Source organism: Martelella sp. AMO21009 (assembly GCF_053484295.1).
Genome location: NZ_JBAKFR010000006.1, coordinates 178,399 through 190,750, shown reverse-complemented (window position 1 = coordinate 190,750; position 12,352 = coordinate 178,399). Strand labels below are relative to the sequence as shown.

Sequence of the window (12,352 nt, the reverse complement as noted above, 5' to 3'; positions counted from 1 at the left end):
TGCGGAGGCGTTCGCGATGCGAATGGCAGCGGTCGGGCAGAGGGATCGTTACAAAAAGGGAGAGGAAAAATGATCAACAGACGTAAGTTCCTGCGTTCCACCGCCGCCACCGGGCTGATGCTTGCAGCGCCCGGGCTCGCCGCGCCCGCAATCGCCCAGGGCAAGAAGATCAAGCTCGGCTATGTCTCGCCGCAGACCGGGCCGCTGGCCGGCTTCGCCGAAAGCGACAATTACAATATCGAGGCCTTTCTGGCATCGTCGGTGGGCAAGAATTTCGAGGTTATCGTCAAGGACAGCCAGTCGAACCCCAACCGCGCGGCCGATGTCGCCAAGGAGTTGATCCTGAGCGACGAGGTCAACCTGATGCTGGTCGCCTCGACGCCCGAAACCACCAATCCGGTTTCAGGCGTGTGCGAATCCGAGGGCATTCCGGTGCTTTCGACCGTGGCGCCGTGGCAGCCCTGGTTTATCGGCCAGCAGGCCAATCCGCGCGATCCAGCAAGCTGGCAGCCGTTTGAATTCGCCTTCCATTATTTCTGGGGCATGGAGGATATCATCGCGGTCTACACCGCCATGTGGGATCAGCTTCAGACCAACAAATCCGTCGGCGGCCTGTTCCCCAATGATGCCGACGGCAATGCCTGGGGCGATCCCGAGACCGGCCTGAAGCCGGGCCTTGCCGAACGCGGTTATGCGCTGACCAATCCCGGCAGCTTCCAGAACCTGTCGGATGATTTCTCGGCCCAGATCAACGCGTTCAAGGCGGCGAACACCGATATCATCACCGGCGTTCTCATTCCGCCGGACTTCACCACCTTCTGGAACCAGTTGCGCCAGCAGGGCATGCAGCCGAAGGCCGTCACGGTCGCCAAGGCGCTGCTGTTCCCGCAATCGGTCGAAGCGCTCGGCGAGGCCGGCAACAACCTGTCGTCGGAAGTGTGGTGGACGCCGAACCATCCGTTCTCGTCCTCGGTGACCGGGCAGAGCTCGGCAGAGCTTGCGGCGGATTTCACGGCCAAGACCGGCCGTCCGTGGACACAGCCCATCGGCTTCGTCCATTCGCTGTTCGAGGTCGCCGCCGATGTCATGGGACGCGCCGAAGACCCCACCGACGGAGAGGTCGTCGCCGAGGCGATCGCCGCCACCGACATGGAATGCGTCGTCGGCCCGATCGCCTGGAACGGCAAGGGCGTGCCGCCCTTTGCGGCTAAGAACGTCTGCAAGACGCCGCTCACCGGCGGCCAGTGGCGGATCAAGGACGATGGCGGCTATGATCTGGTGATCGTCGAAAACGGCGCGGCCCCCGAAATTCCGACAGGCGGCACCATGGAGGCGCTTTAGGGCGTCTCTTGGTCGGCGGAAGCTTCTGTCGTCCGTCAAGATGATAAAGCATGATGTTGGAGCGGGTTCGCGTTCGATGAAACGCGGGGCCGCTCCAGAGGCATCGACCCTGCGGGCGTGCCTGGAGTGATGAGCATGGTTGAAACGGATATCGTCGACGAGGGCGAATTCGATTATATCGTCGTCGGAGCGGGATCTGCCGGCTGCGTGCTGGCCAATCGGCTCAGCGCCAACCCGGCCAACCGCGTTCTGCTGCTGGAGGCGGGCGGGCACGACAACCATCATTGGGTCCACATCCCGGTCGGCTATCTCTATGCCATGGGCAATCCCCGGCTCGACTGGTGCTATCGCACGGAGCCGGAGGCCGGGCTGAACGGCCGCGCGCTCGCCTATCCGCGCGGCAAGGTGCTGGGCGGCTGCTCCTCGATCAACGGCATGATCTACATGCGCGGACAGGCGGCGGATTACGACCAGTGGCGGCAGGCGGGTTGCACCGGCTGGGGCTGGGACGATGTGCTGCCGCTGTTCCGCAAATCCGAAAATCACTATGGTCCGGAAAGCGCTTTCCACGGCAAGGGCGGCGAGCTGGACGTCTGCCAACAGCGCCTGCACTGGCCCGTGCTCGATGCGCTGGCGGCTGCAGCCGAAGAAATCGGCATTCCCGCCACCGACGACTTCAACGATGGCGACAATGAGGGCGTCGGCTATTTTCCGGTCAACCAGCGTGGCGGGTTGCGCTGGAATGCCCGCAAGGCGTTCCTGAACCCCGCCCGGTCGCGCCGCAATCTGCGCATCGAGACCAAGGCCCATGTCGAGCGCATCGCCCTTGCGCAGGCGCGCGCGGAGGCGGTGATCTACCGCCAGAACGGCCGGCTCAAACGAGCCGTCTGCCGGGGCGAGATCGTGCTTTCCGCCGGCGCCGTGAACACCCCGCAACTTCTGGAGCTCTCCGGCATCGGCGATGGCGGCCTGCTGCAGTCTCTCGGCCTTCCCGTCGTGCTCGATATTCCCGCAGTCGGTGAGAATCTGCAGGACCACCTCCAGATCCGCACCGTGTTCCGCATCACCGGCGCGTTGACCCTGAACGACCGGCTCGCAACGCTTGCGGGCAAGGCCGGCATTGCGCTCGAATATGCCTTTCGCCGCACCGGGCCGATGTCGATGGCGCCAAGCCAGCTCGGCATCTTCACCCGGTCTTCGCCCGAACATGATCGGGCCAATCTCGAATACCATATCCAGCCGCTTTCGCTGGAAGCCTTTGGTCAACCGCTCGACAGGGAGCCTGGGGTCACGGTCTCCGTCTGCAACCTGCGGCCGGAAAGTCGCGGCACGATCCATATCACCGCCCCCGCGTCGGACCGCCCGCCCGAAATCCGGCCCCGCTATCTTTCCGCGCGTGCCGACCAGATCGTCGCCGTCGACAGCCTCCGCCATGCCCGGCGGTTGATGGCCGCCGCCGGTCTGGTGGGGCTCAACCCGCGCGAGATCAAGCCCGGTCCGGATGTGCAGTCGGACGAAGAGCTTCTGGCGGCGGCGGGCAGGCTCGGCACCACCATCTTCCACCCGGTGGGTACGGCCCGCATGGGCAGCGACCCCGCAAGCGTGGTCGATCCGGCGCTGAAACTACGCGGCCTCGCCAATCTGCGCATCGCCGACGCCTCGATCATGCCGACCATTCCATCCGGAAACACCCACGCGCCGGTGACGATGATCGCGGAGAAGGCCGCCGAGATGATGCTGGCGTCGCGATAGCGCCTGCGGCCCTCAAAAAACCGGCGGAAACCAGCCCGATTTGAGGAGACGGGCAGAATGCATTACAGTATTTTAGCTGACGATCATCAAAGGCCGTGCGCGGGGACGGGCCCTTCGTCAGGTTGACTGGAAAGGAGCAAGCGGCGGGAAGACTGCCGCCTTGGGGAGACGCAAATTGCCGGAAGAGACCACAGCCAAGCCGACCGGAGAGGACGTCGTCCCGAACGACGTCTTCTCGAGTACCGACTATAAAGAGTGGCGCGACGCCATGAGCCAGCTCTACCTGCCCACATTGGAGAGCGCCGAGGACAGACCTTTCCGGGCCGAAGTGAATGGTTTCCTGCTCGGCGCTGGCACGCTGGGGCGCTGTGCGAGCGTGCAGCAGGCCTTCTCGCGCAGCCGGGCGCAGATCGGCCGCGACGGCGTCGACAACTATATGATCCAGATATTCCGCAAGGGGCGGTGTCATGCGCGCACCCCTCGGGGCGATGTCATCCTTGATGCCGGCGACGTCTGTATCTTCGACAACACCGAGCCGCTCGATACCGTCAACGAGGACTTCGACCTCATGGCGCTTGCCGTTCCGCGCGACCAGCTTGCTCCGCTGCTGCGTGAGCCGGACGGGCTGCATTACCGTCGCGTCCGCCGCGAAACGCCGCTTGCCCGTCTGTTCCATACACATGTTATGGACGTCTATCGCATGGCCCCCCAAATCCGGGCCGAAGACGGTCCGCGCGTCTTTTCGGCCCTGGTTCAATTTCTTGCCGCCGTCATCAATAACGATTGCGATCTTTCGGGCGAACAGAAAGCCCTGTTGCGCCAGAGCGTGCTTCAGGAAGTGCGCCGGCATATCGACGCCAATCTTGAGAGCGAAAACCTGACGGTTGAGGATATCGCCGCCCGCTTCGGAATCTCGCGGACGCGGCTCTATCGTCATTTTGAACCATATGGGGGCGTCGCGGCCTTCGTGCGCGAGCGCCGGCTCGCCGCAGCCCATCAAAAACTCACCGATCCGCGAGCGCTGCCGCTCAACAACAATGTCATCGCCGCCTCGGTGGGGTTCCAGTCCGAAAGCGCCTTTATCCGGGCCTTCCGCCGCCGTTACGGCATGACGCCGGGCGAGGCCAGGCGGCAACGCCACGGAGCCGCGATGCCCGCCGCTGCCAGCGCCCCGACAAGATATACCTGGTCTGCATGGTTTGCAGGCGTCTGACGCGAACCGTACTCCCGTTCCGCGCAAACCATTTCGGTACGTTCTGCACATTATTGGGTACGTGCGGGCGATACAGAAAATCTGCCTTCCTTTAGTCAAAAAAGATCAGATCGGGCAGCGGCTGCCGCCGCTTCCCGAATAAGAGATCGCGCCCGGGGCTGGCGACAGGGGTGGCCAGGTTTCGGGGAACTGCGCTTGTTTGCGCAAGGCTAATCGGATTCCGCCTTTCCAGGGCGAGGGTTCGGGAAAAACAGGGGGTCAACAATGTTTCCTGATACTGCTTCACACGCTCGCGGCCGCAGGGTTCTGCGCTGCCGCACGCTTGCTCTTCTCATGGCCTCGGCGCTGATAGCGCCCGCATTCAGCCCGGCCCAGGCCGCGGAGGCCGGCGTCCCGGCAGCCACGCAATCGTGGTTCTCTGAATCGGCCATCGAGGATGCGCTCGGTCAGGCCGCCGGTTACGGCACGACCTCCTTCCTTGCCAGCATTGTTGAAAACACCCGGCTGACGCCGGCTCGCGCCGACCAGATCAAGGCAACGGCTATCGGCCTGCGCCCGGAGCTGGCGCAGAACATCGCCCGTGCAGTCGATAGCGGACGCCATCTGGCCGACGTCTATCCGTCGCAGTCGCTGACGTCTGCGCCGGGGGAGCGGGCTCAGCCTTATCCTGGCGGCAATCCGGACATTCCCAAAAGCGCGCTCAGCGAGTTCCAGCGCAATTATTCGCTCGATGCCATCCATGCCCGGACGGCGCGCGAGCTCGGCTTTACCGGAAAGGATGTCCTCGTCGGCGTGATCGATACCGGCCTCGATGTGCGGCCCGACGGCACGGTGCACCCGGAATTTGAAGGCCGCGTCGATGACCGGTCGAAGACCTATCTTTACTGGGTCGACAGGGAAATTGAGGGCGCGACCATTACGCTTGAGGAATTCGAAGCCGCGTTTGAGCAGGGCTGGACGGATTCTTACGACGTCAACGGCCATGGCACGCATGTCGCCGGCATTATCGGGGCCGGCAGTAACGGTTTCGGCATGGAGGGTGTCGCGCCGGATGCGAGGATTTTGGCCGTCAAGGCCATCCCCAATGGCGACGGTCCCGTGAGGGTCGATCTCGGCGGCGGCGTTTACAAGGAGTTCGATTTCGACGACCTTGAGGGCTGCGGTCCGAACGTGCTCTACGACGAATGCGATCCCCTGTCCGGGAACATGCAGGAGCCTGCAATCGATGCCAGCCGCTACCTGGCCCAGTTTGACGACATCGCCGTCATCAATATGAGCTACGGTCCAGGGGCCGATCCTGGCGAACTGAACTGGGACATCGAGGATCCGGACGAAGTGATGGCCGAAGCCAAGGCGCTGAGGGCCAATATGGATGCCGGCCAGATCCTGGTCGTGGCAGCGGGCAATGAGATGCTCAGAGCCCCTGTCTACGCGGAAAATCCGTCGGGCGGCGGCCTTTACCCCTTCATTCAGCCGAAGAACGAGGGCGCGACCAATTCGGCAGGCGCATTGATCTATGATGATCATGGTGCCGGACTTGATCTGAGCTTCACGACCGCCGAGGCGTTGGCCGCGGCCGAGAAGGCCGACGGGATCGAGCGCGGCCGCATCGTCGTCGTCGTGGCGCTCGATGCCTACAACCATATAGCCGACTATTCCAGCCACTGCGGCGTCGCCATGGAATGGTGTATCGCCGCTCCCGGCGGCGGACAGGCCAATCACGTCGACAGCGGCATCTATTCCACCGTTCCCGAGGATATGGGCGGATATGCCGACTACAGCGGAACCTCGATGGCCGCGCCGAATGTCTCGGGCGCCGTGGCCGTGCTGACGGAAGCCTACCCGACCTTCTCGCCGGCGAAGATCGTCGATATCCTGTTCATGACCGCCGAGGATTTGGGCGCTGAAGGCGTCGATGCGGTCTTCGGCCATGGCCTGCTCCGGCTTGACCGCGCGCTTTCCGTCGGGCCGGTCGGCATGAGCGGGGACGGCGTCTACACCGTTGGCGCAGATAATGGCGACAAGACCTGGCTTGTCTCCTTCGAAAGCGACGGCAGCCTGGAAAAGCAGGGCAGCGGCACGCTCGAGATCGCCAGCGCCGCTGCCTTCAAGAAAGGCAGTTCGGTCACCGGCGGCCTTCTGTCGGTGGATGGCGCGCTGGCAACGCCGGTTCTGACGGTCGGCAGCAAGGGCAGGCTCGGCGGCGTCGGCGTCGTGAGGGGCGATATCGATGTATCCGGTGAGCTCGCGCCGGGCAATTCGCCCGGAACGCTGACCGTCTACGGCGATGTCACGCTCAATTCCTCGGCCGTGGCGACGATTGAGGTCGACGGGACCGGCACTGGCAACGGCGCCGGCAATTATGACCGCCTGATCCTTGCCGGCAGCGGCAACGTGTTTACCGCGGGCGGCACGCTTGCCCCGCAGCTGCGCGGCATTTCGGGGTCGGCGACCAACAGCTTCACGCCGCAGCCGGGCGAGCTCTTCACCTTCGTTTCCGCGCCCGATGGCAGCGTTGCGGGCAGTTTCGACAGTCTCGCCCAGCCGGCCTCGGGCCTTGCAGCAAACACACGTTTCGATGTGCTCTATTTCGACAACGCGCTGTCGCTGGCGGCAACGCCGGAACGCTATGGCGATCTTGCAGCCCTCGGCATTACCGGCACGGTAAACGAGACCGCGCTGGGCACCGCGATCGACACGGCGCGGCCGGCCGCAGGCGTGCGTCCGGACGCCGCCTATAACGACGCCTATAACACGCTCTATGCGGCCGATCTCGATGCGCTGGCGGCCGGTCTTCCGTCGATGACCGGACAACTGCACGCCGAGATCGGAACGACCGCAGTGCGCGCCGTCGGAAGGTTTGCGGATGCAGTCGGCACACGGCAGATGCAGCTGACGAACGGTCTTGCCGGAACGGGCGATCGCTCCGCCGGCGAGGGAACCCTCTGGGCGAGCGGCAATTCGCTCTCGACCAATGTCGGTTCGGCAAACGGCCTTTCGGGCTACGATGTGTCCGGCGGCAACGGGGTCTTCGGCTATGACTGGCGGTTCGGCCAGGGCGTCGCCGGCGTCGCAGCCTCCTATGAATATGCCGATGTCTCGGCAAGCGCCAACGGCTCCGGCGATGTCGGTACCTATCAGGCGGCGCTTTACGGCAGTTTCGACGCTGGCATGATGACCTTTGCCGGCCGCGCCGGCCTCGGCTACGGCGACCTGTCGACCAGCCGGATCACCGCGCTTGGCGCATATTCGGCCACGGCGTCCGCCAGCGGCCATGGCACCGGCGGGTTCATCGAGGCCGCGGCGTTCTCGGACCTCGACATGGACGCGTTTACGCTGACGCCCTCGGCAACGCTCGGCTACCGCGCGTTTCACCGTGACAGCATGCAGGAAAGCGGCAGCAGCTTCGCGCTCGCCATTCCCTCTGAGACCTTCGACGAAACCCAGACCACGTTGGCGGTCGCGCTTTCCAAGGATATCAGCTTCGATAATGGCGTACGGCTTCTGCCCGCCATCAGCGCCGGCTGGCGGCATGATTACGGCGATACCGGCCGCTCTTCGACGCTCGGCATTTTCGGAAGCGATTTTGATGTCGCGGGGGCGGATATCGGCGCCGATGCCTTTATCGGCCGGCTTTCGGTGACGGCCTTTGCCGATGACCGCTTCACCTTCGAAGCCGCCTATGAGGGCGAGTTCCGGGAAAACCTGGAGAGTCACATGTTCTCCGCCAAGGCAAGTCTCAGCTTCTAACCCTTGCCGCAGACAAACGGGTGCGTCGCAAAGAAAAGGGCCGGAGTTCCGGCCCTTTTCGGCGTTTTGGTCGATCAGCCGATACGGATCGACTTGATATTGACGAACTCCTTCAGCCCTTCCGGGCCGCGGCTGTATGGCTGCCGCCGTCGCGCACGACGCCCTTTCTGAAATTCGCATCGTTTTCTCCTTGGCGGTTTTCCCTGGAGCCCGCCCAACCGCAGGCCGCGCGGTTTGTTCCAGCGGAATGCCGACACGATTTGCGAACAATTTCCCTCCCTCGCCGTTAGGCGCGGACCGGGCTAAGGCCCGCAACAAGAGGAGACTGTCTCATGAGAACGAAGATATTTACCCTGACCGTCGCAGTGGCGGCGCTGGCCTCCAACCTTGCAGTGGCCGCGGATGGAGACCGCGTTCAGGGCAGCCTTGCCGGAGACAACATCAGCGGAACGGTGACCATGCTGGAGACCGCTTCCGGCGTCGTGCTCGTCGAAATCAATGCAGAAGGTCTGCCGGAAGGAGAGCACGGCTTTCACGTGCATGAAGTCGGCCAGTGCGATGGCGACAACGGATTCAAGAGCGCGGGAGGCCATCTCGCGCGCGGGCTCGATCACGGCATCATGAGCCAGAATGGCCCCCATCCCGGCGATATGCCGAACCTGCATGTGGGATCCGACGGCATCGCCAAGGCCGATGTTTTCGTTCGCGGCTTCACGCTCGGGCGTACCGGCAATCAGCGCATCCTCGATGATGATGGCTCGGCGGTGGTCATTCACGCCGGACCCGACGACTACAGCACGCAACCCTCGGGCGACGCGGGCGATCGCCTCGCCTGCGCCGTCCTCGAGCCGGTGGAGTGACCGAAAGCGGCCGGGCCAACCTGGGTCCGGCCGCATGTCGACACCGACCGGCAGGAGTGCCCGTAGGGCAGAACTGAAAGCCGGTATCGGTAGGGGCGCGCTCCGACCGCCGACAATGCGGGAGAACGCTGCTGCGAGCGCCTCGACCCGTCAGCGCTCTCCGTTCTCCGCCTGTTTCTCGACGATCTCAAGCGACGAACGGGCTTCCTGAAGCAGCGGCTCGAGATCCTGCCCGCGTTCGGTGGCCTCGGTTCGGCTTTCCAGTTGCCTGATGATGTCCTTCAGGCGCTTGAGCCGGTCCTCCACCGGGTCGCCGCCATAGGTCTGCGCGGAGATTTGACGCGAGGTGATGTCCTCGGCCAGGCTCTCCACATCGGCTTCTCCGCCGACCGGTGAATGCAGAGGGTCTTCCTGTTGATTATTGCGGCTGTCGGCCATGGGGATGTCCTCTCGAACTGTTTCAATCGATCGTGTGACCAAACGTCTGAAACGGCTTTTTGTTCGCGGCCGGAATGTGCGCCGGTCTCGCCTGTCCAGAACGCTTCCATTCAAGCCTGAAGGTCTCTGGCAGTTGCGATGAAATCGAGGGTTCCCCGAACAAAAAACGCCGTGCGGCCTGCACGGCGTCTGTCCGCTATCACCGGTAAACGACGTTTATGAAGGTTTGCTTTCCCGCTCATTCAGCGCCTGCTGCAGCTTCATGGCAAGCTCGAGCAACCGATCGGGTACAGGCTCCTGCTTGATCTGGGAGAGGAGCTCAGAGGTCTTGCTATCCAGAAACGCGTCGGAACGGTCTGCCGAGACAAGGTCCTTGTCATTGTCTTTCGCCATCTTATCGCCTTACTTTGTCCTCGGGCATGTTTTTCGGGTTGTCATACGACACTACGCTTTCGGAGACGCGGTGGATTGAAATTGTTTCGCACGATCCCTTGCCAGAAGCAAATCGTCGTCTGCGTTTGTTGGTCGGAAAAATCGCCGGATAGCCAGAATTTGTAGGCAATTTTCCTTCGACTGACCAAATCTGTCGGCATGCCGGTGTTTGGAACACCCACGAAATCTATGGCTCCACGGCTGGACGAAAGGCCTTGGTTTTCGTTCATGGACGCCCAACCCGCTCCGCCAATGCTTGTTCCAGCAAAAGAGACCGGAACAAAACCCCGCCCGAACTGGTTTGGCGCTGGTTGGAGAAACACGAGGACAAACCATGACCGATAAACCATCCGGCGCCCCTCCAGGCACGAGCGATGAGCGGCCCCGCTGGGAAGGCCCCGAAGAAAGCCGGCCGAGCGCGTACATGCCCGCCAAGGACGACCCCAGCAAGGACCGCGATGCCATGCGGGAAAATCTCGATCATCCCCGCAAGCGCGACCTTTCCGATGCCATGAAAACAAGACGTGACGATAAAGACCGGCCGCCCGAAGGCCCGGCTGACGACAAATGAAGGAGGAGACCACGATGGGACATTTCGCAAGATGGGTTGCGCCGGTATATCTTGGCTTCGGAGACGATGGTCCGCTTGCCGTCAAAGGCCCGTCCCAGGCCCGCAACCTGCTCGCGGAAAACTGGCCGCACCGGCGCGGGCGGCATTATCATGCGGCCGTGAGCTGCTGCGAGCGCGCGGTTGCACAGCCGGGATGGCTGGAAATGTCGAGAGAGGCCTTCATCGCCGCCGCGCTCGAAGCCGGGCTTTTCAGCGGTCATACCGGGCACGCCCGCAGTTTCGTGCCGGGCATAACCGGTTCCGGACCGCGACATCGCCCGATGCTGTAGATTGCTTGCTCCGGCGCGGCGGGTGAACGACCAGCTCTTTGCGCGACGTTCCGGAAACGCTTGCGGTCGACCGGCAAAGACAGTCGCTCCGGTACGCGACGCTTCTCAGCGTTGTCGCACATTCTCAAGGATAAAGCCGCTTGCGGGACCGGTCGGCACGGTCCCCAGCGGAACGTCCAGTTCCTGCTCCGGCACATCGAAGGACATATGGTAGGTCAGGAGCCGCACGGCCTCGGCAATCAGCGCGACCGTCGCTTTCTCGCCGGGGCAGCGGTGGGAGTGCGCCGTTTTGCCGCCGCCCTGCGGGACAAAGCGTTTCCTGTCCTTCTGCCAGGAAAGGTCGCGCTCGGGACGGAATGCGTCCGGTTCCGAGAACCAGCGCGGGTCGTGGCAGGTTCCGTAAAGGTCGAATAACAGCCACTGACCTTTCTGAAGGCGGTAGCCATAGCACTCCGCGTCACGCGTCAGGATGCCGCCGATGAAGGGGAAGAACGGCACATGGCGGCGCACCTCCTCGGTAAACTGGATGAGGCCCTCGCGGCTGCCACCGGCGAAACGCTCGCGCCAGGCGGGCTTCTGGTGCAGCATCAGCGCGGCAAAGGTAATATAGCGGCCAACCGCCACGATCGGCCTCAACAGGTTCAGCACTTCGACCGCCGCGACGGAAGCCGGAAGCGGTCGACCGTCGGCATCGCGATGATTTGCGATCTCCACAATCGGCGCGCCTTCGTGGACCTTGCGCCTGCCGGAACGGACCGCCCTGATCTCTGCCTGCAAGCGCCTTTCCATCCGGCGGCGGCGCAGAAGGGCGGTTATCGTCGCCGGGCGGAAGCGGCCCGCATTTTGCACCATGCCCGCAAGCACGGGCGCGTCACGCTCTATCGATTCCTGATTGGCCGGCAGGCCGGCCCATGACAGCGCCGCCTCGGCGAGCGTCGTTTCGGCGGCGGCGGCGAGCGAAATCCGCCCACGGCTTTCCCATGCCGAAAGTCTGCGCAGCCAGGCGTCCTCGAAACGGGCGACCAGATCGTCGACATTCGAGGGATGACTGACCAGCATGCGCACGAACATGGCCTTGCGATGGCGGTGCGCCTCGCCACCGAGCTGCTGGACGCTGTGCTTGTCCTGCAGCAGGCGCAGCGTCGTGCCGGGCATTGCGCCGCGCCGGGTCACCGTATCGCCGGTATAGAACAGTTCGGCGGCTTCGGGACCCGAAATGCAGACGACGTCGCGCAACATCAGCCGCGTGCGCCAGATCGGCGGATTTCGCGCCGCGAGACGGCGCGGCAGGAAGAGGTAACCTTCGCGCAGCAGCGCAAGGGTCGTGTCCTGAAGGACGGCCGGTTTCTCGAGCCTGTTCATTCCAGCTTGCCCCACCGGGGGTCCCACTCGGCGTCTTCCTCCAGCTTCACCATGATCGGCCCGCCGGTGTCGTTCCGGTTCTCCGCGAGCCGGATCGCCTCCGGCATCGACATCTCCTCGGTCGGATAAAAGGGCGTGTCCTCATTGCCGAAATCGATGGAATCCACGAAGCCGATGGCACGGTTGCCGCGCTGAACGACCCTGAGAAGGACAGTGTCGGGCGTCGCGGCTTCCTTTGAATAATGACGGAAGGTCAGGGTCATCTCTTTCCTTTCTCTGAACGGACGTGCCGCAGAACTGGGTT

At 63.5% G+C, this 12,352-nt stretch carries 11 protein-coding genes; 7 read left to right on the top strand and 4 right to left on the bottom strand.

Translation table 11 applies throughout. The features are described 5' to 3' along the window. Positions 1 to 69: 69 nt before the first annotated feature. The 5 genes from V6766_RS10105 to V6766_RS10085 all read left to right on the top strand — a co-directional run bounded on the left by V6766_RS10105 (position 70) and on the right by V6766_RS10085 (position 8,916). Entirely contained in the window at positions 70 to 1,341 is a 1,272-nt protein-coding gene (locus V6766_RS10105) for an ABC transporter substrate-binding protein (protein WP_448466028.1), read from the top strand. Positions 1,342 to 1,476: 135 nt separating this feature from the next. Continuing rightward, entirely contained in the window at positions 1,477 to 3,093 is a 1,617-nt protein-coding gene (locus V6766_RS10100; RefSeq protein WP_448466026.1) for a GMC family oxidoreductase, read from the top strand. Between the two features lie 175 nt (positions 3,094 to 3,268). Continuing rightward, positions 3,269 to 4,306 carry a helix-turn-helix domain-containing protein gene (locus tag V6766_RS10095; RefSeq protein WP_448466024.1) on the top strand — a complete coding sequence of 346 codons (1,038 nt, stop codon included), beginning with the start codon at positions 3,269 to 3,271 and terminating at the stop codon, positions 4,304 to 4,306. Positions 4,307 to 4,570: 264 nt separating this feature from the next. Then, positions 4,571 to 8,056 (top strand): S8 family serine peptidase, encoded by a 3,486-nt coding sequence (locus V6766_RS10090; RefSeq protein WP_448466023.1) that lies wholly within the window; start codon positions 4,571 to 4,573, stop codon positions 8,054 to 8,056. A gap of 332 nt (positions 8,057 to 8,388) precedes the next feature. Further along, positions 8,389 to 8,916: a superoxide dismutase family protein gene (locus tag V6766_RS10085; protein WP_448466021.1), complete on the top strand. Its 528-nt coding sequence runs from the start codon at positions 8,389 to 8,391 to the stop codon at positions 8,914 to 8,916. A 150-nt stretch (positions 8,917 to 9,066) separates the two neighbouring features. On the opposite strand, the gene V6766_RS10080 is transcribed toward V6766_RS10085, so the two are convergent. Beyond that, complete coding sequence (locus V6766_RS10080) at positions 9,067 to 9,354, bottom strand: hypothetical protein (RefSeq protein ID WP_448466019.1); 288 nt, start codon at positions 9,352 to 9,354, stop codon at positions 9,067 to 9,069. A gap of 216 nt (positions 9,355 to 9,570) precedes the next feature. Next, positions 9,571 to 9,747 (bottom strand): hypothetical protein, encoded by a 177-nt coding sequence (locus V6766_RS10075; protein ID WP_448466017.1) that lies wholly within the window; start codon positions 9,745 to 9,747, stop codon positions 9,571 to 9,573. A 463-nt stretch (positions 9,748 to 10,210) separates the two neighbouring features. Between V6766_RS10075 and V6766_RS10070 the strand changes: the two genes are divergently transcribed. Together V6766_RS10070 and V6766_RS10065 are read left to right on the top strand one after the other, a co-directional pair. After that, positions 10,211 to 10,357 carry a hypothetical protein gene (locus V6766_RS10070; RefSeq protein ID WP_448466015.1) on the top strand — a complete coding sequence of 49 codons (147 nt, stop codon included), beginning with the start codon at positions 10,211 to 10,213 and terminating at the stop codon, positions 10,355 to 10,357. A gap of 14 nt (positions 10,358 to 10,371) precedes the next feature. Beyond that, positions 10,372 to 10,686, top strand: coding sequence for a DUF982 domain-containing protein (locus V6766_RS10065; protein ID WP_448466013.1), 315 nt, complete (start codon positions 10,372 to 10,374; stop codon positions 10,684 to 10,686). Positions 10,687 to 10,791: 105 nt separating this feature from the next. On the opposite strand, the gene V6766_RS10060 is transcribed toward V6766_RS10065, so the two are convergent. Beyond that, positions 10,792 to 12,048, bottom strand: a complete 1,257-nt coding sequence (locus V6766_RS10060; protein ID WP_448466011.1) for a cytochrome P450 — start codon at positions 12,046 to 12,048, stop codon at positions 10,792 to 10,794. Next, on the bottom strand, positions 12,045 to 12,311 hold the full coding sequence (locus V6766_RS10055; RefSeq protein WP_448466009.1) for a hypothetical protein: 267 nt from the start codon (positions 12,309 to 12,311) through the stop codon (positions 12,045 to 12,047). The genes V6766_RS10060 and V6766_RS10055 overlap by 4 nt, the downstream gene beginning before the upstream one ends. Positions 12,312 to 12,352: the final 41 nt, after the last annotated feature.

Bases quoted from the DNA above. Each gene is read 5' to 3' on its own strand.
- V6766_RS10105 (WP_448466028.1), top strand. From the start codon at position 70: ATGATCAACAGACGTAAGTTCCTGCGTTCCACCGCCGCCACCGGGCTG.
- V6766_RS10100 (WP_448466026.1), top strand. From the start codon at position 1,477: ATGGTTGAAACGGATATCGTCGACGAGGGCGAATTCGATTATATCGTC.
- V6766_RS10090 (WP_448466023.1), top strand. From the start codon at position 4,571: ATGTTTCCTGATACTGCTTCACACGCTCGCGGCCGCAGGGTTCTGCGC.
- V6766_RS10085 (WP_448466021.1), top strand. From the start codon at position 8,389: ATGAGAACGAAGATATTTACCCTGACCGTCGCAGTGGCGGCGCTGGCC.
- V6766_RS10080 (WP_448466019.1), bottom strand. From the start codon at position 9,354: ATGGCCGACAGCCGCAATAATCAACAGGAAGACCCTCTGCATTCACCG.
- V6766_RS10075 (WP_448466017.1), bottom strand. From the start codon at position 9,747: ATGGCGAAAGACAATGACAAGGACCTTGTCTCGGCAGACCGTTCCGAC.
- V6766_RS10070 (WP_448466015.1), top strand. From the start codon at position 10,211: ATGCCCGCCAAGGACGACCCCAGCAAGGACCGCGATGCCATGCGGGAA.
- V6766_RS10065 (WP_448466013.1), top strand. From the start codon at position 10,372: ATGGGACATTTCGCAAGATGGGTTGCGCCGGTATATCTTGGCTTCGGA.
- V6766_RS10060 (WP_448466011.1), bottom strand. From the start codon at position 12,048: ATGAACAGGCTCGAGAAACCGGCCGTCCTTCAGGACACGACCCTTGCG.
- V6766_RS10055 (WP_448466009.1), bottom strand. From the start codon at position 12,311: ATGACCCTGACCTTCCGTCATTATTCAAAGGAAGCCGCGACGCCCGAC.